Genomic DNA, 21050 nt, shown 5'->3' on the forward strand with positions numbered 1-21050 from the left:
TGCGGTTACGGCGACGGCGCATCGAAGCCGTCGGCGAAGATCGCATCGCCCGGTGCGACCGTGAAGCGGATCGGCACCGCCGTGCGCGGCCTGGCCGGATCGTTGCTGAAGACGCACAGGTCGAAGGCGTGCGTGCCGGGGCCGGCGACGGTGGCGTCGAAGCTCAGCTGCAGGTCCGTCGCCGTCGCGCCCGGCTCGATCGTGCCGCCCCAGCCGCTGGGCGAGACCCACGGCACCTCGTCCCAGCTGATGCAGCGGTTGCCCGGATGGGCTAACGCCATCGCGCCGATCTGCGCGCCGAGGCCGCCGATGCTCAGCGTCGAGAGATACGTCGCCTGGCCGGTCAGCGGATCGACCGTGTAGAGCTGTCCGAAATTTCCCGACACGATGGCGCCGAGATACCAGGTGCGGCTGCCCGGATCGAAGGCCAGCGAGGGGATCATGCCGCCGGTGGAAATGCCGAGCGAACCGATCGGCGTGGCGGCGCCGCTGGTCTTGTCGATGGCGAACAGCGCGTCGAGCACGGCGTCCAGGCCGTACAGCCGGCCGTCGTCGTCGAAGTCCATGCTGAGGATGCCCGGCGCCGTGTCGATCGGCCCGACCAGGGTCTTGGTCAGGGTGGCCGGGTCGACGCGCCACAGCCGGCTGCCCTGTCCGTTGGAGCTGGCCAGGTAGATCACGCCGGTGGTCGGGTCCTGCTTCAGCCCGCTCAGGGTTTCGTCGTAGGACATGTCGAGCGCGCCGAGCACCAGCTCCGACGCGAAGCCCGAACCGATGGGCGCGTAGGCCAGCAGCTCGCCCGTCCATCCGTCCAGCGCGAGCAGCTGGTTGAAGTTGTCGTCGATGAAATCCGCGCCGGTGATGGTGCGGCCGGCCGGATATCCGCGGATGCTGCTGAGCGAGTCGTCCAGGTTCGTGTTGACCAGATAGCCGCCGTAGATGTCGAAGTACCACAGCGGCCGCTCGTCGCCGCTGCCGTTGCCGGCCGGCAGCGCGAGCGGAGCCGGCGATGGCGACGGCGCCGGCATTCCCGCCAGGGCGGCGGGATCGGGCAGGCGGGTGGCGAACCGGCCCGGATCGTGCTCGTGCAGCGGCAGCACCCGGCGCGGACCGGGCGGCATGTGGCTGTCGGCGGCGGAGGTGCTCAGGTACCAGTCCAGGCGTCCGTCGCCGCCGTTGCCGATCGCGATCGTCCGCGTCACGGTTTCGCCCGCCGCCGCGGAGGCGTCGATCGACTCCGTGTCGAGCTGCAGCGCGGGCGCGCGCGCGGTGATGCGCACCTGGCGCGTGCGCGTGTGCACCGTCGGATCGGACGGAATCCAGGCGATGCGGTCGACCAGGCGCAGGCTCTGCTCGAGGTAGGAATACGGCTGCCCGATCATGTGGTGCTGCATGCCGATCGAGGCGCAGCCGCCGTAGTCGCAGGTCTTGGTGATTCCGAAGGAGACGTCGGCGTACTGGAACTCGATCACGCCGCTGCCTTCGTTGAGCACGACCTGCGCCGACAGCTCGCGCGCCGGATCGGTCGAGCCGTAGGCGGTCGGCACGCGGTCGTAGGCGATGACGAAACGGCGGTTCGGCGCCTCGCCGACGGTCTTGTAGACGATCCCGGACGGCGGCGTCAGCGGCGACACCAGCGGCGCGACGTACAGGGCCAGCGCCGAGCCGTAGATGGTGACCTGCGAGTCCGGCAGCGCACGCACGCCGTAGTGCGGCAGCAGCCCGCAGAATTCGGATTTCTTGTTCTCGATCGCCGCCCAGGTGTAGCCGACGCAGAGCGTGTCGATGCGCTCGCGGTACAGGCGGAAATCGAAGTCGGCCGGGAACGGCAGCTCACTGGAGTACGCGTAGGACTGCGTGTCCATCGCGGTGGCGCCGTCCAGGTCGACGAACTGCGCCGGCTGGCTGTCGTCCACGAGGTAGCCCGGCGGATCCTTCGACGCCATCCAGGTCGCCGACGGCGCACCCGACTGGCCGACCGTGACGATGCGGTTGTACTGGTAGCTCGAGCCAGGCCGCACCTGCACGCCCCTGGCGCTCAGGATCGTCCCGGTTTCGTTGTCGCGTAGCCAGTGGTGGCGCAGCGGCTGGTCGCTGCCGTTGGTGATGCGATAGCAGAGGTTGACCTGGTCGCCGACGGCGACCTCGATCTCGGTGGCCGTGCCGCAGGCGGCCGGATTGGAACCGTCGACCGGCCCGACCGTCACGTCGAACTGCAGGGGGCTGGTCGCGTCCTCGCCTTCCTCGACGACGACGCGGTCGAGCGCGATCGTGTCGCCGCGCAGAACGCCGTCGTCCTGGTGCACGTAGTGGCGGAACGCCAGGCGCCCGCTGCCGGAGGTCGGCAGGCCGTTCGCCGCGGTCAGCTCGTAGCGCGTCCATTCCTCCGGGTAGACGCCGTCGGTTTCGTCCGGATTGATGTCGAGCACGACGTCGTGGAATCCGCCGACGTCTTCCGGCGCCGTGCCGACGTCGCCGCAGTCCGCCGCCGCGCAGACGCGCACCTGCATGCGCGTGGGCACCGACCAGTAGGCGTACTTGCGCGTGTAGAACGACAGCTTCGTGGTCGCGCTGAAGTTGACCGGCGGCGTCAGCAGCCAGGAGCTGACCGTGCCCTCGTCGGTGAGGGTGGCGAAGGGGTTGGAATAGATGAAGGCCTTGGCCGAACCGTCGACCGGATCGCCCACGCCTTTGGACAACCAGGCGTTGCCGGGGCTGTCGCTGTTGTTCTGGCGGATCCAGCCGTCCTCGAAGATGCCGCCGGGAACGCCGAAGCGGCCGTCCGAGGTCAGCAGGTCGACGCGGTCGAAGCCCTCGTCGACGGCGAGCACCGGCGCAGCGGCGCCGGCGGGGCGCGGATTGGGCCGCACCGGCGCCCCGGTGACGGTCCGCACCGCCAGGTCGGGGGCGTCGATCTGCGCCCGCGCCTGCGTATCGGCGAGCACGGCGGCGCGGCTCTTCGGCGCCGTTGCCGCGCCGGCCGCCGCGGGCAGTGCCAGCAGCAGCGCGCACGCCGCCACCCGCCAGGCGCGTGAGCGCCGGCCGATGCCGTCGCGGACGACAGCCGCGGCAGCAGCGATGCAAGGCAACGGTCCCGGCCCGCCCGTCGGATGCCGTGTGAGGTTTTGACTTCGATTCATGACTACCCCCCAAGGGAAGAAAGGCTGCCGTCCGACCGCGCTCGCTGCGAGCGCGACCGACGCCGGACGGCAGGCGTCACGCGACGTTGCGTGATCGCCGGATCATGTGGCGCGGACGATCGGCGAGGGGCGCGGAACGGTCACACGCGCATCGGTTTTCTTCCAACCGGTTTCAACAAATTCATGAAATGCCCGCCACGGGCGGGCAGCGGGCCTAGGGCGTGCGTTCGCCGGCCAGCCGGCGCAGGCCGGCGGCGGCCCGTTCGGCCAGGTCGCGATCGCCGAGCGCGGTGTAGAGCCGGGCTGCGGTTTGTGTCGCTTCGTAGTCGCGGCCGACGTAGGGCACCAGATGGCCGAGCAGGGTGGGCGCATCGTGCAGGTCGTCGCGGGCGAGCAGGTACCCGGCGTGCGCCACGGCGACGGCGACCACCTTCTGCGGCGCCATGCCGTTGGCGAGGGCGAGCGCTCCGCGGAAGCCCGCGGCGGCGGCGGGATCGCCGCGCGCGGCCTGCACGCGGGCGGTGCCGAACTCGAGCACGAACGGGCGGTCGTCGTCCTGCGGCAGGTCCCGCGACGCGCGCAGGCGTTCGAGGAACCGCGTCGCTTCGTCGGGACGGCCGGCGCGCAGCGCGGCGTCGACGTAGGTGTCGATCGCGGCGGAGAGATAGGTCTGGCCGCCCGGCGTGGGTTCGCGCTCGATCGAATCGAGCACCGCATCGGCGTCGCGCAGCGCGTCCTGCGGACGGCCCTGCACGGTGCGCAGGCGCGCGCGCAGCACGGCGAACACCGGATCGTCGGCGGCGGAGGCCGTCGCGGGCAGGTAGCGGTCGATCAGCGCGTCGGCCGCGCCGAAGCGGCCGGCGTCGATCAGCGCCGGCACGCGTTCGGTGAGGACGTGGCGCATGAGCATCGGATTCTGCAGATGCTCGGCGATCGCCATCTGGCGGTCGGTGGTGGCGAGCGCACCTTCCAGGTCGAGCAGCTTGCGCTGCGCGGACGACTTGCCGGTGAGCGCGATGACGAGGTTGTCGTTGACGTCGAAGCGGGTGAAGGTGGCGATGGCGCGGTCGTAGGCGGCCACCGCTTCGACCAGCCGGCTGCGGAAGACTTCGACCAGGCCGATGGCGACGTCCAGGTTGGCCGTGCCGAGCCGGTCGCCGGCGCGCTCGAGTTCGACGCGGGCGCGGCCGAAGTCGGCCATGGCGGCGTCGACGCGGCGCGTGACGCCGTAGACGATGCCGCGCTCCAGGTAGGCCCGGCCGAGCGCGGCCGGCGCGCCGGCCTTGTCGAGCAGGGCGATGGTCCCGGTGTAGTAGCGCTCCGCGGCGTCGTAGTCCTGCCGGTAGACCGAGGTGGAGCCGAGCACGAGCATTGCCTGCGCGCGGATGTCCTGCGCCGGCGCTGCGTCCGCGCTCGCCAGCGGACGCAGGATCCGCTCGGCCCTGTCGACGTCGCCGCTGCGATACGCGATGCGGCCGGCGCGCACGAGGTAGGCGGGTTCGCTCTTGAGTTCGGCGGGTGCGGCGTCGGCCAGGCTGCGGGCCAGCGGCATGTCGCCGGCCAGCACGGCGGCGTCGATGCGCTGCAGGTATTCCGACGGCGTGGCGGGCAGGCCGCGCCGCGCCGGCATCTCGAGGCCGACGCTGGCGGCGAAGCGGTCGGCGACCTGCGCGATCGCGTCGAGCGAGGCCGGCGCCTGCGCCTCGAGCGCGCGCGTGCCGCGGTCGTGGTAGACGTCGAGCGTGACGTTCCAGGTGCCGCCGGTGCGCGTGGCGCGCGGCGCGAGGATGTAGGCCGCGCCGGTGACCTGCTCCAGGCGGTAGAGATCGTTCTCGCCGAGCGGGTCCGCCGCGGCGTCGCGGCCGTACAGGGCGACGGCCTGCTCGCTGGGCAGCACCTGCAGTCCGCGCACGCCGCGCAGCTGCGCGGCGAGGTAGTCCATCGCGCCGAGGCGGATCCAGGTGTCGTCCGGCGTGTGCGGTCCGGCGACCGGCAGCACCAGCACGACGTGCCGGTCGGCCGTCGCCTGTACCGGCGCGGGCGCCGGCGCCGGCGTACGACCGGCGAGCAGAACGGCGGCGCCGGCGAGGACGACCAGAACGGCCGCGGCGATGGCGAGCCATTTCTTCGGCATCCCGCGGCGCATCGCTGGCGGCGCGACGGCGGCCGCTGTCGCCGGCGTGACGGCCGGCGTGTCGACTTCGACGGCTTCCTCCCAGTGGTAGCCGAAGCGCGGCAGGGTGCGGATCGCGGTATGCCCGGCGCTGGCGTCGCCGATCGCGCGGCGCGCGCGCAGCAGCGTCTGGCCGAGCACCTTGTCGCTGACTTCGGTGCGCCCCCACACGGCGGCGATCAGCTCGTCGCGCCCGACTGCGCGATCGCGATGCTCGATCAGGTAGGTCAGGCAGTCGAACGATTTCGTCGGCAGCGGCACGCGCACGCCGTCGCGCCACAGCTCGCGTTTGGCGGGCTCCAGGCGAAGGTTGCGGAAACGGTAGATCGGCGGCTGCACGGCGCGAGGATAGTGCACGGCGATGCACGCGCGTGGGCACCTTTCTCGATGGTCCGATGCGCTAGCCGGGCGGCCGCGTCGCGCGCGCCTGCGAAGCCCGCGCGAGCGTATCGCGCGGTTCGGGCGATCGGCAGCCGGCAGAGCCGGGCTCGGGCAGCGCTGGACGCCGTTGCGCGAACGCGTTTGCCGGTGCAGGGAACGCCGCCCGATCGAGGGCGGCGTTCCTCAGCAGTTGCGGCGGGCGGATGTATGCTCTACGGCGACGCGCCGTCGAAGCCGTCGACGAACAGGCGATCCGGTTCGGCGGCAGGTTCGAAGCGCGCTTGCACCGTGCAGTCCATCGCGACGGGTGCGGTGGTGAAGACGTCCTCGACGAGAGCGCCGCCGCAGGTTCCGTCCACGGCCGCGGTCCGCTGCCCGGCATCGGGCAGCAACACGAAGCTCATCGTCTGGCCTTCAGTGACCGTCAGGGCACCCGACGGGCTGATGGCGCCGCCCGCGCCTGCGCTCGCGTTCACCGTGTGCGTGATCACGTCTGCGCCGAAGCGTGCGGTCACTTCGCAGTCCATCGTCAGCGGTGCCGTCAGGTAGACCGATCCGTTGAGGGAGCCGCCGCATCCGGTCACCTCGGAAATCCCGTGACCGGCGTCCGGAACGATCGTGAACCCGAGCACCGTCCCGGCTTCGCCGCCCTGCGCAATTGCCGGTTCGATGCGGCCGTGGGCGCCTGCGACCGGCGTCGCCGTGTAGCCGCCGGCCGGATGGAAGACCTTCACCGATTCGTGGATCGAGCCGTCGGCGGTGAAGCCGCGCGCGCGGATCCACACGTTGCGGTTGCGCGGCAGATTCACGTCGGCGATGGCCCAGCCGCGCCAGGATCCGGTCGGCAATCCGGTCTGGGCGAGGGCGAACACGGCCGTGGCGGAGGCGCCGATCACGTTGGCCGTGATGCCGTACTCTCCGGCGACGTCGTTGGCGATCGCCGTCACGTTCGCCGTTCCGTTCGAATCCGTCGTCGCCGTGGCCGACGACAGGAGCGCGCTGGCCCCGCTGCCGGGAGCGGTGAAGCTCACCTGGATGTTCGGGATCGGCGCACCGTCGCTGCCCGTCAGGCGCACGACCAGCGGGGCTTGGAACGCCTGATCGACGACGGTCCGCTGGGGCGTGCCGCTCGCTGCGATCAAGGCGGCTGGCGTATTGGACAGTTCGAAGCCGACCGAGCCGTCGATGCCCGATGCGCTCGCCGTGACGAGGTAGCTTCCCGCAACGTGGTTTGCCGTTGCGATCGTGCTGCCGATGCCGTTCGCGTCGGTCACCGCGCTCGAGGCGGACAGGACGGCACTGGCGCCGCTGCCCGGTACGTTGAATTGGATCGTCCGGCCGGATACCGGATTGCCGAGCGCGTCGATCACGCGCACGGCCAGTGCCGCGGGGAACGGCCGGTAGACCGTCGTCTCCTGCGGAGTGCCGCCGGATATTTCCAGGCTTCCCGTGCTGCACGGGTTGGCCGGCGTCGACGTCGTGCGGGGCGAGGGCGTGCCGAGCAGGAAATCGGCGCCGTTGTCGCCGGTATCCGTGCAGCCGGAACCGGCACGCAGCGCGGCCTGGTTGGCCAGCGTGCTCACGGCGATGGGGCGGTATTCGGCGCACGGGGTGAACGTGCCGTAGCCGACGAAGTCGACGACGTTGGCATCGTCGCTGGGACAGAAGCCGGTCAGGGCGGCCGTGTTCCTGACCAGCGCCACCTTTCCGGCGGCGTCGAGCATGTTGAGGGTGCCGACGGCATCGGGCGTCGGCAGCGGCGCGCCGCCGGATCCGTTGCTTCTCTGCTGGATCAGATAGTACTGCCCGGGCTGCAGGGTGAATCCCGTCAGGGCCGTCGCCGCCCAGGCCTGCTGGTCGGCGCGCGCGTACTGGACCGACCATCCCGTCAGGTCCTGCGGAGCGTCGCCGGCGTTGAACAGCTCGATGAACCGGCTGTCGTAGGCCGCGCCGGAGATGAACACCTGGCTGATCACGATCCTCCCGTCGGGGCCGGGCGTATTGGTCAACGGGAAGTCGACCGCGGCGAGCCCCGCCACCGTCGCCGTGGCGACGTGGTTGCCGACCATCCGGTTGGCCCTCGCCGCGACGCTCGCCTCGCCATTGCCGTCGGTCAGGACATCCGTCGACGCCAGCAGCGCGCGCGCGCCGGTCTGCGGCGCACCGAAGCGAATCGACGCGTTGGCCACCGGGGTTCCGAAGGCGTCGACGACCCTGACGGCCAGCGGCGCGGCGAACGGCTGGTTCACCGGCGTCTCCTGCGACGCTCCGCCGGTGACGACGATGGACGCAGGCGATCCCTCCGCGACATTGGCCAGCGCGAAGCTCGCCACGGTGCCCACTCCGGCAACCCTCGCCGTCACGACGTAGCTGCCGAGGGCCGGGCTCGCCGTGGCGATGACGACGGCTTCGCCCTGTGCGTTGGTCCTCGCCATGTCCGGAGACAGCGCGGCGCTCGCTCCCGCCGCCGGGCCGTCGAAGCCGACCGCTGCGCCGGGAACGGGATTGCCGCCCGCGTCGGTGACCCGGACCTTCAGCGGAACGGCGAACGGCAGGTTCGCCGGCGCGCTCTGCGATGCGCCGTCGACGGCGGCGATTGCCGCCTGGACTCCATCGGCGCTGCAGACGTGGAATGCGCTCGCGCCGTTCCGCGGCGTCGGTGCCGTCAGAGCGAAATCGGTCTGGTTGTTGAAGCCGTCGGTGCAACCGGCGTCGCCGCGAACGGCGGCCAGGGCGCTCGAGAGCTGGCCGGTCGAGGCGCCTTCGTAACAGTTCGCGCCGGTGCCGTAGCCGACCAGGCTGGCGATGGCCGGCGTGGTCGGACAGGTGCCCGTCAACAGCGCGGTGCTCCTGACCAGGGCGACCTTGCCCGTGTTCGTGCCCAGGTCGATGTTGCCGATCGCATCGGGTGTCGGCAGCGCGCCGACGTCGCTTCCGGCTCCGCCTTCCTGGATCAGGTAGTACTGGCCCGGCTGCAGCGTGACGTCGGGCAAGACCGTCGCCTGCCAGTTGTCCAGTCCGGCAAGGGCGTACTGGACCGACCATCCGTTCAAGTCCTGCGGCGCGTCCCCGGCGTTGAACAGTTCGATGAAGTCGCGACGGATGAGGGACGACGTGGTGCTGCCGCCGTAGACCTGGCGGATGACGACCTTGGCGATCCCCGGCCCGCCGCGCTCCGTTCCGGCCGATCGGGCCGTGCTCGCGGCGGCCGGTCGTCCGTCGAACATTGCCACCCGATCCATGCCGCCGGTCGTGCGGTTCCTCGCGAATGTCGGCGGATTCGCGACGCCGGCCGGCGCCGCGGACGAGTGCCCCGCTGCGAGCGCGGGCGCGAAGGAGCCGAGTCCGCAATCGCCGCCTTCGCAGGGCAGCGGAGCACCTTCTCCGAGCGTTTCCCAGCGTTCGCCGTCCACCGAACCTTCGAAGGAGACGCGCGCGAACTCCGGTCCGACGCCGCTGCGCAGCCATTCCACGCCCGTCAGGTCGCCGGTGAGCGACAGCGAATGCCGCGCCGCGTCCCGGGTCTGCAGGCGGGCGATGCTGTCGCAGCACTGCGTTCCCGGATACAGCCACTGGAAGCTGCCCGCCAGCAGCGCCTTGCCGGACGCATCGAGGGAAAGGAGCGCGGCGCCTCCGGCCGCGGACGGACCGGCAGGAGGAGTGAAATCGAAGCGCCGGTCCAGCAGGCCGTCGTTGAAGAGGCGTGCCACCTTTCCGGTCGTCGCGCCGTCGATGAGGAACTGCGGACTTCCGCCGATCAGGATCGAGCCGTCCGATTGCAGTGCCGCATGAGAGATGTGCGGCTGGTCGCCGGGAACGGTCACGTCCGAAACGAACGCGGCGTCGAGCGATCCGTCTTCGGGATCGAGGCGGGCGATCGACGTCTGCCGCTGTCCGTGGATCTCGACGAATCCGCCGACGATGAGGATCTTGCCGTCCGGCTGCGGCAGGATCTGCTCGATTCCGGCGGTGTTGACGTCGAGGTCGAGGACGAGAGCGAAGCTCGGGTCGAGCGAGCCGTCCGGTTGCAGCCGGATCAGTTCGCGCAGGTGGATTCCGTTCGAATCGCCCGCCTCGATGCCGAGCAGGATCCTGCCGTCGCGCTGCAGCGCGAGCGCATTGACGTAGCTGGCCCACGGGATCGTCGAAGAAAAATCGTAGGGCGCGAAGCCGGGATCGAGCGAGCCGTCCGGCCGCACGCGCAGGATCTTGCGATGGCCGCGGTCGGCCTCCGTCCGGATCGAACCGGCGATCAACACGTTGCCGTCGGCCTGCAGGGCGATCTGGGTGACCCTTGGAATCAGGGTGAGGGATGTCTCGGGGTGGAGTGGCGGCAGGACGAAACCGGGATCGACGCGGCCGTCGTCGTCGAGCCGAACGAAGCCTGGCTGCGGCAGGCCGTCGAACGTGGTGAACGAGCCGCCCACGAGCACCTTGCCGTCGGGCTGCAGCACCACGGCGTCGACGCCGAAGGCATCCTGGCCGTCCGTCCAGGGATAGCTGGGGCCGGCGCCGGGGTCGAAGCCCAGATCGAGCGATCCGTCCGCGTTGAATCGGACGACGCCCTTGCGCGGCACGCCGTGACTTTCGTCGAACCGCCCGCCGACCAGGTATTTCCCGTCCGGCTGGACCGTGGTCGCGCTGAGGCTGCCGCTCGCGCTGCCGCCGTTCCAGGCCAGGATCGCCATCTGCGGTCCGATCTCCAGGTCGGCATCGAACGAACCGTCCGTGTTCAGGCGCGCGATGCCGGAGCGCGGTTTGCCGTCGACCTCGTTGAACGAGCCGACCATCACCACCTTGCCGTCCTGCTGCAGGGCCAGGCCGAGGATCGACGAATTGGCGCCGGTCGTTGCCGGTGCCTCGCGCCCGTGCGCTGCGTTCGGCGGAAAGCGCTCGTCCAGGGTGCCGTCAGGACGCAGGCGGGCGACGCGCGTACGCGGCTGGCCGTCGACGGCGAGGAAGTTGCCCGCGATCAGCACGCTGCCGTCGGGCTGCAGCGCGATGTCGTTCACCGCGGCATTGGGTCCGGGAGCGGGGCGGAATGTGTCGTCGAGGCTGCCATCGGTGTTCAGACGCGCGATGCGATGGCGCACGCCGTGACCTGCGGCCGTGAACGCGCCGGCGATCAGGATCTTTCCGTCGGCCTGCAACGCGAGCGCGGCGATCGCATCATTGGTGCCGGTCTGCAGCTGGAAGCCGGCGTCCAGCGAGCCGTCGGAGTTCAGGCGCGCGATCCGCACGCGCGGCTGGCCGCCGACCTCGGTGAATTCGCCCGCCACCACCACCTTGCCGTCGGGCTGGACCAGCAGGCGCGCGATCGGCGCGTTCGCACCCGTCGACGGGGCGTAGCTTTCGTCCAGCGAACCGTCGGGATTGAGCCGCGCGATGCGCGGCCGCGGCTGGCCGTCGACGCGGGTGAACGCGCCGGCGATCAGGATCTTGCCGTCCGGCTGCCCGGCGATGGTACGCACGGAACCGTTGGCCAGACCCAGGCGATGGAAAACGGTCGAGCCGTCGCCGTTGAGCAGGGCGACGACGCCGTCGACGCTGCTCGGCGTCAGATCGCCCGCGACCAGCACGGAGCCGTCGCTGCGAACCGCCAGGTCCAGCACCTTGGTGGTCGAGAACGAGTGCACGCTGAAGGTCGAATCGTGCGAGCCGTCCGCAAGCAGGCGGGCGATGCTGCCGTTGTCGAGCTGGAAGTAGCCGGCGATGAGGACCTTGCCGTCCGCCTGCACCGCGACGCTGGTCGGGAAGCCGTTGTTCAACGGCGGCGGATTGAAGCCGTCGTAGGCGCTCTGCGCCGTGGCCGACGGAGCCTTTCCGAGCGCGGCGATGCACAGCACGATCGGCAGCAGCCATCGGAATACTAACGTGTACGACATGTTCGATTTCCTCGAGTCGATGACGCGGTTCATGTGACGTATCGGCTGCGCGGGCCCGGTGCCTTCGTCCAGGCGGCGCCGGGATCGGCGCCGCCGGCGCAGAACGCGGGCGATCGGCGCCGCCCTGCCGGACGGCCTGGTGAATGGCTTGCCTGACATCCCCGCCCCTGTTGTGAAGACTTCCGCCGATGTGCGCGAAGCGGCGTCCGCCGAGCGACGCGCTTCAGATCGGCAGATATACGCCGCTCCGGCTGCGCAGGCAGGCAGAACGCGTGTCAACCGCGTATCGAACGCGTGTCAGGGCCGGCGGGACGCCGTGAACGGGCGGTTCCGCTCCGCCGGAAAGGCAGGTTCGTGCCGCCGACGCGGGAGCGAGCGGAAGGGCGGCGCGACTACGGCTGCCGCGATCCCAGCCGCGGGTTGTCGTCCGGCGGCGTCGCCAGGGCGATCGGAATCGGGCGCTCGCCGGCCAGGGCGCGGGCGTGCTGCAGCGCCTTCTTCCAGGCGTCCTGCTTGCCGGCCGCGAGGTAGAAGCGGGCCAGGGTCAGGGCGCAATCGAAATCGCGGTCGCCCCAGCGGGCGATCTGGCCGATCACCGTGCTCGCCGCATTCAGGTCGCCCTCGCCCAGCAAGCCGTTGGCGTAGGAGTTCACGACCATCGCGACGTAGGCCGGCATGCCCAGCTGCAGCGCCTGGCGCAAGGCCGCGTCGTAGATCGGGATCGCTTCGCGAGGGTTCCGGCTCCAGGCCCGTTCCGCTTCGGCGAGCCGCGCGTGCAGCGCGACCACCGGATTGTTCTGCGTGTCCGCCCAGGCCGAGAATCGCTTCACCTCGGCGTCGGCCTCGGCGCCGCCGTGCAGATCGCGCTGCGCCCGTGTCGCCGTCAGCCACGCATCCGCCCGCACCCGTCCGTCGGACGGGGACTGGATCGCGTCGATCGCTTCGCGGGCGAAGTTCAGGGCCGACTGCGATCGCCCCAGGCCGAGCTCGAACTTCGCCTGATGAGAGCGCACCAGCGGCTTCAGCGCGTTGCCGTTGGCGACGTCGGCGCTGCGCACCAGCGCGTCGAACTTGCCGCGCGCTTCGGCGAGCCGGCCGTTCGCCTGCAGTGCGACGGCACCTGCGTAGTCGAGGTTGTTGCGCGTCACCGGGTCGTGCAGGCCTTCCAGTTTCAGCGTCGCGTGATCGTATGCCGCCAGCGCCTGCACCGGGTCGAGCAGCAGGAGGTGCACCTCGGTCATGTAGCTGGCCGCCAGCGCCAGGCCGGTCAGATCCGTCAGCAGTTCGACCCGCCGGGATGCGCTCTCCAGCAAGGGCAGGGCGGCGGCGGGCTGATTGCGCAGGACCGCGAGAATGCCTTCGTTGAGGTCGACGGTGACCAGCCCGCGCGCGTCTCCTGCGATCGTCAGCGCCAGGCGTGCCTGCGCGTAGTCGGCGCTGGATTCGTCGTAGCGTCCCATCGACGAATACGCGATGCCGCGCGTGTTGTGCGCGCGACCCAGCAGCAGGGGCTCGCGCTGTCCGCCGAGCAGGTCGATCGCCTCGTCCGCATGGTCGACGGCGCGGGCAGCTTCGCCCAGGTCGGTGGAGATCAGAGCCATGGCATTCATCAGGCGGCCGCGCAGTACCGGATCGGACTCGGCGCTGACGTCCTTCGCCAACGACTCCAGCGCCCGATAGGCCGTGTCGAGGTGTCCGGATCCGTATTCGATGGCGGCCGCCGAATAGCGCAGCTCCGGCGTCCGCTGCAGTTCGACGGGCGCGTCTTCGATCAGCTTGCGTGCGGTGTCGAGGTTTTGCGTGAGGATGGCCGCCCGGATCCGCGCCGTCCGCTCGTCGAGCGACACCTGCTCGCCCGCCCGCGCGGACGGCGGACGGCCGAGCAGGATCAGAACCTGATCGACGGCAAGCTGGCCGGCGCGCGTCACATCGGCGTCGCGCGCCTCGACTTCGCGATGATTGCCGTCGTCGGCGTCCAGGCGCAGGCGAACGATCCACTCGCGCTCGTTGTGCTCGGCCGAAGGCAGGATCAGATAGCGTGTCGGGGAGAGCTTGCGCACCGCCGAAGCCATCTCCGCGGCCGGCCTGTCGCGCGGGAGCGCGACGATGCTCTCCGTCGGCACCACGGTGAGGCCGCCGGCGTGCAGGCGTGACGCGATCAGGTCCATCAGGCCCAGCCGGACCCAGGCCCACTGTTCGGCGGCGGCGGTCTCGACCGGAAGCACGGCCGCGTCCGTCGTCGCTGCGGCCGGCACGGGCGGCAGCGGCGGATCGGACCTCCGCTCGCGACCGGAATGCAGGACGGCGGCCGCACCCGCCAGCAGGGTCAGCAGCGCCAGCGCACTGGCCATCCATCCGATCCGGCGCGCCGGCGCCGCCGGTGTCGGAGGGGCAAGTACCGGTGACGCGGCTGCCGTCGGCTCGGCGCCGCCGTCGACGGTCAGTTCGGCGATGAACTGATAACCGAAACCCGCCACCGTGCGCAGCACGCGCTGCTGGTTGCCGGCATCGCCGACCGCCTGCCGCAAGCGGCGCACCATCTGCCGCAGGACGGTGTCGCCGACGTCGACCTTGCCGAGCACGGCGGCGACGAGTTCGTCGTGGCCGACGGCGCGTCCGCGATGCTCGATCAGATAGACCAGGCAATCGAACACCGTCGGTGACAGCGCGACGCGCTCGCCGGACCGGCGCAGCTCGCGCGCAGCCACGTCGACGCTGCAGTCGAAGAATCGATAGATGCACGGGCCCATCGAAGCATTGTAGTGCGCCGCCCGAGGCCGGCGTGCCGCGATGCGATCGCGCGTCGCGAAACCGGACGATGCGCGCGACGCGCAGGGTGGTTTCGTCGCCGACGAGCGGAAGGAACGACGAAGGAAATTTTGCGTTTGGACGTCTAGACGTATCTGACACGCCGTCTTCACGGCGCTGTTACATCGCTCGCCCACGCTACGAGGACTTCGGCAGCCGAGCCGCATCGGCGGCCGTTCTTCTTCTCTTCGCAGGGGTCACCATGACGATCGATCGGGCGCGCCGGTTCGCTGCCGGCTTGCTTGGCGTGCTTGTCGCGAGCACGGTTCAAGCACAGGTACGCATCACCGAATGGATGTACGACGGCGCCGGAGGCGAATACGTCGAGCTGACCAATGTCGGCGGCCAGCCGGTGGACCTCACCGGCTGGAGCTACGACGACGACAGCGCCACGCCGGGCGTCTTCGACCTGGGCGGTCTGGGCGTGGTGCAGCCGGGCGAGTCGGTGGTCTTCACCGAAAGCGACGCCGAAACGTTCCGCGCGGACTGGGGCTTGTGCGCCGGACAGAAACTGCTGGGCGGCTACACCAACAATCTCGGTCGCAACGATCAGATCAACATCTTCGACGCCTCCCATGCGCTGGTCGATCGCCTGACGTACGGCGATCAGAACATCCCCGGCAGCATCCGCACGCAAGGCGCGAGCGGCTGGGTGTCCGCGGCGGGACTGGGCGCGAACAATGCGCTCGAATGGACGAAGTCGAGCGTGGGCGATACCGAGGGTTCGTTCGCGTCGTCCGGCGGCGCGATCGGCAGCCCGGGCAGGAGCGCGCGCGCCGGCGTGGCGCACGATCCCTGCGGCTCCGTCGGTGCGGCCCTGGTCGAAAAACCGCTGGCGGCCGGCGACGATCATGCCTGCGGCATCCGCAACGGCGTCGCCTACTGCTGGGGCATCGAGACGCGCGGCCAGCTCGGCAACGGCGCCGGACTCACCGGCAATCAGCAGTCGCCGACACCGGTCGACGTGTCCGGTCTGCCCGCCGGCATCGAATGGGCGGCGGTGGATGCGGCCGACCTGCACACCTGCGGACTGACCACGGAAGGGGCGCTCTACTGCTGGGGCGCCGGCAATTCCGGTGCGCTCGGCGCGGGTCCGGGCGTGACCGGCGACCAGGTTTCGCCGGTCGCCGTCGACATCTCCGCATTGCCGCCGGGCGCGACCTTCGTCGACGTCGCCGTCGGCGAAGGACATACCTGCGCCGTCGCGGCCGACGGCACGGGCTATTGCTGGGGCTCGGGCGGACCGGGCCAGCTGGGCATCGGCGGCAACGGCGCGACGGTCTGGGTGCCGACCGCCATCGACATGTCGGCGATGCCCGCGGGAACGAAGTGGAAGCGTCTGTCGGCGGGTTCGATCCACACCTGCGGCGTGACCACCGGCGGCGACGCCTACTGCTGGGGCAACACGACGTACGGACGCATCGGCAGCGATCAGTTCGACACCAACGTGTACTCGCCCGTTGCGGTCGACCTGACGGGCCTGCCTGCCGGAACGCAGTGGGACTGGGTGGTCGCCGGCGACAACCACAGCTGCGGCCTGACCACGCAGGGAGTCGTCTACTGCTGGGGCCGCGACAACGTGGGCCAGCTCGGCAACGGCGGCATGGCCAGCGGCAACTACAATCCGCGGCCGCTGCCGCTCGACCTGACCGGGTTGCCGGGCGGAACGACCTGGTCGTTCGTCGAAGCCGGCGATGAACTGACCTGCGCGGTCACGCTCGGCGGCGCGACGTACTGCTGGGGAAACATTCCGGGCTCCTCGACGAACATCAGCCCGGTCGCCGTCAGTCTTTCCGCGCTGCCGCCGGGCTCCCGCTTCGATCACATCGCGGTGGCGACCTCGGGAACGCACATGTGCGCCCAGTCGACGGCGGACGTCGGCTACTGCTGGGGCACCGATCCCTTCGGCCAGCTCGGCAACGGCCCCGACCTCGGCGATGAATGGGTGCCGAACACGCCGATCGCCTATCCGGGCGGCGTGACGCCGACCATCGAGCCGGCGACCATCGCGGCCGGCCTGGAATTCGCCTGCGGCCTCGATCCGGCCGGCGCGGCCTATTGCTGGGGCCGGGACTCGGTCGGCCAGCTCGGCAACGGCGCGACGGTCACCGCGAACATGGTCAGTCCGTACCCGGTGGACATGAGCGCGTTGCCGGCCGGTACGCGCTTCGCGTCGATCACGGCAGGCGGCACGTCGGCCTGTGCGCTGACGCCCGAAGGCGCGGCCTATTGCTGGGGCGAGGACAACTACGGCCAGCTCGGCAATGGTGCCGGCGTCACCGGCAACCAGTACGTGCCGGTCGCGGTGGACATGGCACCGCTGAACGGCGCGAGGTTCGTCTCGTTGTCGGCGGCCCGGACGCACGTCTGCGGCGTCGCCGACAGCGGCACCGGCTATTGCTGGGGCCGCGGCGGTGCGCTCGGCCTGCCTGCCGGCATCGTCGACGACCAGCCCAGTCCTTCGCCGGTCGACATGGCCCTGCTGCCCGCAGGCGTGACGCTGTCGTCGATCAGCGCGGCGTTCAACCACACCTGCGCGGTGGCCTCGAACGGCGCCCTGTACTGCTGGGGACAGAACGGCAACGGCGTCATCGGCGTCGGCGTTTCCGGCGGAAGCTATCCGATCACCGCGGTCGACGTCTCGGCCCTGCCGGCCGGAACGGTATTCGACCAGGTCACCACGGGCGACAGCCACAGCTGCGCGCTGTCGACCGGGCACGTCGCCTATTGCTGGGGTGCCGGCATCAACGGCGCCACCGGCAACGGTGCGCAAAGCCTGGACATCCTGCGGCCGAACCCGGTCGTGACGTCGACGATTCCGGCCGGCACGCATTTCGTGCGACTGGAAGGCGGCGGCACCAATACCTGCGGCATTCTCGATACCGGCGCGGCGTATTGCTGGGGCTTCGGCAACTGGGGCGCCCTGGGCACCGGTGACGGGACCTCGCGCTACAGCCCGCATCCCGTGTCGACCGCGAACCTTCCGGCCGGAACCGTGTTCACCGAACTGAGTGCGGACAACAACCTCACCTGCGCCGCGACGCAGGCGGGCAAGTTCTACTGCTGGGGCCGCGACAACTACGGACAACTGGGCAACGGCCCGACCCTGACGGCCGATCCTTCGCACGAGCCGACGGCGGTGGATCCGTTCGAGACGGTGATCGGCCTGCCGCCGACGATCGTGGTGGCGCAGTCGATCGTGACCGGTTCGGTCGGCGATCCGACCAATCCGGGTACGACGCTGACGCTGGGCGATCCGGATTCGGACCTCGCCGCCCTGGCGGTGGAGGTGTCTTCGTCGAATGCGGCGGTGATTCCGGCCTCGGGCGTCGTGGTCGCGGGCACCGGCGCGGAGCGCACGGTCTCGTTCAGTCCGACGGGGCGCGGCGTTTCCAACGTGACCTTCATCGTCACCGACCCGGAAGGCAACGGTCAGTCGGTGACGATGCAGTACGCCTCGTCGAACCAGGCGCCCGATCCGAGCGGCCGCTACCACCACTGGATCAGCGACGCTTCTGCGGCACTGGGCGTCGGCGACGGCTACGTGATCCTGCTCAACGACGAAACCAATACGATCTTCCTGCATCGGGAAGACCGCAGCGGACCGCCGGTCAAGACGTGGTCGTTCAGTTCGGGCGATCTGGGCACCGGCTCGGAGGTGGACTTCGAAGGCATCGCGCGATTCGGCGACCTGGTGCTGCTGACCGGTTCGCACGGCAACAACCGCAGCGGCTCGGCCCGTCCGGAACGCCGCACCTTCGTCGCCGCCACGATCAGCGGCTCCGGTGCGGACACCGAGCTGACCTTCCGCGGCAGATACAACAACCTGTGGTCGGAGCTGCGCTCGTGGGACCAGAACAACGGCCACGGGCTCGGAGCCGACGCGCTGGGCTTCATCGCGGCGACCACGCCGGGCGTGCTGCCCAACGCGCCGGACGGGTTCAACATCGAAGGCCTCGAGTTCAGCCCGGACGGTGAAGCGGTCTACCTCGGCTTCCGCGCGCCGACGATCAACGTCGCCGGCGTCCATCGCGCGCTGGTCGTTCCGCTGCTCAACGTCGAGTCGATCATCAACGGTACTCCCGGTACCGGCCCGGCGCAGTTCGGCGCACCGATCCTCATGGACCTGGGCGGGCGCAGCATTCGCGCCATGGCTTCGAACGCCGAAGGGGACTATCTGATCTCGGCCGGGCCGTCCCCGCAGAACGGGACCTGGGCGCTGTACACCTGGGACGGCAATCCCGATCACGCGCCGGCGCTGAACCAGGAACTGCCTGCCGAGAACGCGCTGACCGGCGGAACCTGGGAAGCGATCGGCACGGTGCCGCATCCGTTGACGGAAGGCGCGCTGGTGCGCCTGATCACCGACAGCGGCGACAGCAACTTCTACGGAACCGGTGCCACCAAGGACCTGCAGCAGCCGTTCCAGAAATCCTATTCGCAGGTGTTCGCGCTGGCGGCGGTTCCGGGCGGCGGCCAAAGCGGCATCCGCATCACCGAATGGATGTACGGCGGTCCGGGCGGCGAGTTCGTCGAGCTGACCAACGTCGGTGCCGAAGCGGTCGACCTGACCGGCTGGAGCTACGACGACGACAGCGCCACGCCGGGCGTCTTCAGCCTGAGCGGTTTCGGAATCGTGCAGCCGGGTCAGTCGGTGGTCTTCACGGAAAGCGACGCCGAGGCGTTCCGCGCCGAATGGGGCCTGTGCGCCGAGGTGAAGATTCTCGGCGGCTACACCAACAACCTCGGCGGCAATGACCAGATCAACATCTTCGACGCCGGTAACCAGCTCGTCGATCGCCTGGCCTACGGCAGCGGCAACTTCCCCGGCAGCATCGTGACCAGCGGCGCCAGCGGCTGGGTGTCCGCCGCGGGCCTGGGCGCCGACGACGTCTACCAGTGGACGCTGTCCACCGTCGGCGACGTCGAGGAATCGCGTGCTTCCGCCGGCGGTGCGATCGGCAATCCGGGCAGCAGCAAGCGCGCCAGCGTGCCTTTCGAGCAATGCCCGGGTGTTGTGGAGCATTCGCTCGCGGTCGTCATCGAAGGCAGCGGCCAGGGCACGGTGACCGGCGACGGCATCGCCTGTCCCGGCGACTGCGAGCAGAGCTACCCGCAGGACACGGCGGCGACGCTGACCGCCACGCCCTCGGCCGGTTTCGTCTTCGGCGGCTGGGGCGGCGACTGCAGCGGTGTCGCCGAATGCTCGATCAGCATGGGCGCCGACAAAAATGTCACCGCGACCTTCCTCGCCGAAGCGGCACTCTCCTTCGATCCGGCCACGCTCGGCTTCGGCGAAGTCGAAGTCGGCACGACCAGCCAGGCGTTGTCGGCGACCCTGATCAACGGCGGCGGTACCGAAGCGACCGGCCTGAGCTTCGTTGCTCCCGGCAACGGCTTCACGATCGACGCCGGTGCATGCGGCGACCGCCTGCCGCCGGCCGGCCGTTGCGACGTCGTGGTCATGTTCGCGCCGACCGCCGCCGGACCGGTGCAGGCGACGTTGAACGTCGGCAGCACGAGCGGCGGTACCGCCTCGGTCGCGCTGACCGGCACCGGCGTCGAGTCGCCCGATCCGGCGACGAACCTGGCCGTCGACATCCAGGCGCGCCAGCAGCACGTGCAGCGCGGCCAGCTCCTGGACCATCTGGTCGTCGTCAACAACCTGGGCCCCGATGCCGCCACCTCGTCGAGCGTGTCGAGCGTCCTGTCGGCCGCGCTGGATGTGGATTTCGCGCAATGGCTGTGCGTCGGGCCGGCCAGCAGCGGCTGCACGGCCAGCGGGCAAGGCGACATCAGCGACAGCGGCCTGACCATTCCGGCCGGCGGCAGCGTCAGCTATCTGATCAGCGCACCGGTGCGCTGGGACGCCGAGGGCGCGCTGGAGAGCCAGGCGCAGGCGCACGACGCCCACGACACCGAACCGTCCAACAACACGGCCGGCGCAACGGCCTATGTGGTGCTTTTCCGCAGCGGCTTCGAAGCCTACGGCAATGGCGTCAATGCGACGCCGCCGCAGTCGGCGACGGCCGCTGAGACGATCACAATGACCTGGCCGGCCGCGGACGGAAACCTCATTGGTACCGTGCTGACCGGAGAAGCCGGCAGCGGGTCCGCGGCGCGCGAGGCATTCCGCCTCGAGCGGTTCGATGCCGACTCGCGAAGCTGGGCGCGACTGGTCGCTTCCGACGAAGGCGGCAACGAGTACGCCAGCGCATGGCTGCCGGTGCGGGTCGGCGAGGAGATCGCCCTGACCTTCGCCGACGCGCAATCGTCCTCGAACGGCGAGCATGTGGAGAGCGGCATCCAGCGGACGGCGCAGCTGCAGTCCCGAAGCGCGCAACTGCACCTGCCGCTGGTTCTGCGTCCGGCCACCTACCGCCTGATGTCGGCGGCGCCGCTGAGCGTCATCCCGGCCGCCGCCGAAGACTGACCCGTCGCAACGTCCGGCGCCTGCGGCAGGAAGCAGGCGCCGGACGTGGCGGAACGAGGCGGCGCCGGCTTTCCGCGACTGCCGAAATAAGGAAAGCCCGCGCAATGCGGGCTTTCGCGTTTGCACAGACCCCGATTGCCGCGGGTTTGCCCAAGGCTCCCACGATATTCCATATGCCCCGGCATGAAGCGATTGACACTCAAATGAGAATCGTTATCATTTACCCCGAC

5 protein-coding genes are annotated in these 21050 nt (G+C 70.3%); 1 reads left to right on the forward strand and 4 read right to left on the reverse strand.

The genetic code is table 11. The annotated features are described in order from the left end of the window. Positions 1–5 precede the first annotated feature (5 nt). The 4 genes from ACFO6Q_RS06510 to ACFO6Q_RS06525 all read right to left on the reverse strand — a co-directional run bounded on the left by ACFO6Q_RS06510 (position 6) and on the right by ACFO6Q_RS06525 (position 14329). Positions 6–3020: a choice-of-anchor J domain-containing protein gene (locus ACFO6Q_RS06510; RefSeq protein WP_380019780.1), complete on the reverse strand. Its 3015-nt coding sequence runs from the start codon at positions 3018–3020 to the stop codon at positions 6–8. A gap of 334 nt (positions 3021–3354) precedes the next feature. Beyond that, positions 3355–5670 (reverse strand): winged helix-turn-helix domain-containing protein, encoded by a 2316-nt coding sequence (locus ACFO6Q_RS06515; RefSeq protein WP_380019782.1) that lies wholly within the window; start codon positions 5668–5670, stop codon positions 3355–3357. Between the two features lie 236 nt (positions 5671–5906). After that, entirely contained in the window at positions 5907–11612 is a 5706-nt protein-coding gene (locus ACFO6Q_RS06520) for an Ig-like domain-containing protein (protein WP_380019784.1), read from the reverse strand. Positions 11613–11971: 359 nt separating this feature from the next. After that, a complete protein-coding gene (locus ACFO6Q_RS06525; protein WP_380019785.1) occupies positions 11972–14329 on the reverse strand; it encodes a winged helix-turn-helix domain-containing protein in 2358 nt (785 codons plus the stop codon). A gap of 305 nt (positions 14330–14634) precedes the next feature. Here ACFO6Q_RS06525 and ACFO6Q_RS06530 point away from each other — a divergent pair, with 305 nt between their 5' ends. Further along, positions 14635–20820: a DUF3616 domain-containing protein gene (locus ACFO6Q_RS06530; RefSeq protein WP_380019786.1), complete on the forward strand. Its 6186-nt coding sequence runs from the start codon at positions 14635–14637 to the stop codon at positions 20818–20820. Positions 20821–21050: the final 230 nt, after the last annotated feature.

Source organism: Dokdonella ginsengisoli (genome assembly GCF_042652785.1).
Classification (GTDB): Bacteria; Pseudomonadota; Gammaproteobacteria; order Xanthomonadales; family Rhodanobacteraceae; genus Dokdonella_A; species Dokdonella_A ginsengisoli.

Bases quoted from the DNA above. Each gene is read 5' to 3' on its own strand.
- ACFO6Q_RS06520 (WP_380019784.1), bottom strand. From the start codon at position 11,612: ATGAACCGCGTCATCGACTCGAGGAAATCGAACATGTCGTACACGTTA.
- ACFO6Q_RS06525 (WP_380019785.1), bottom strand. From the start codon at position 14,329: ATGGGCCCGTGCATCTATCGATTCTTCGACTGCAGCGTCGACGTGGCT.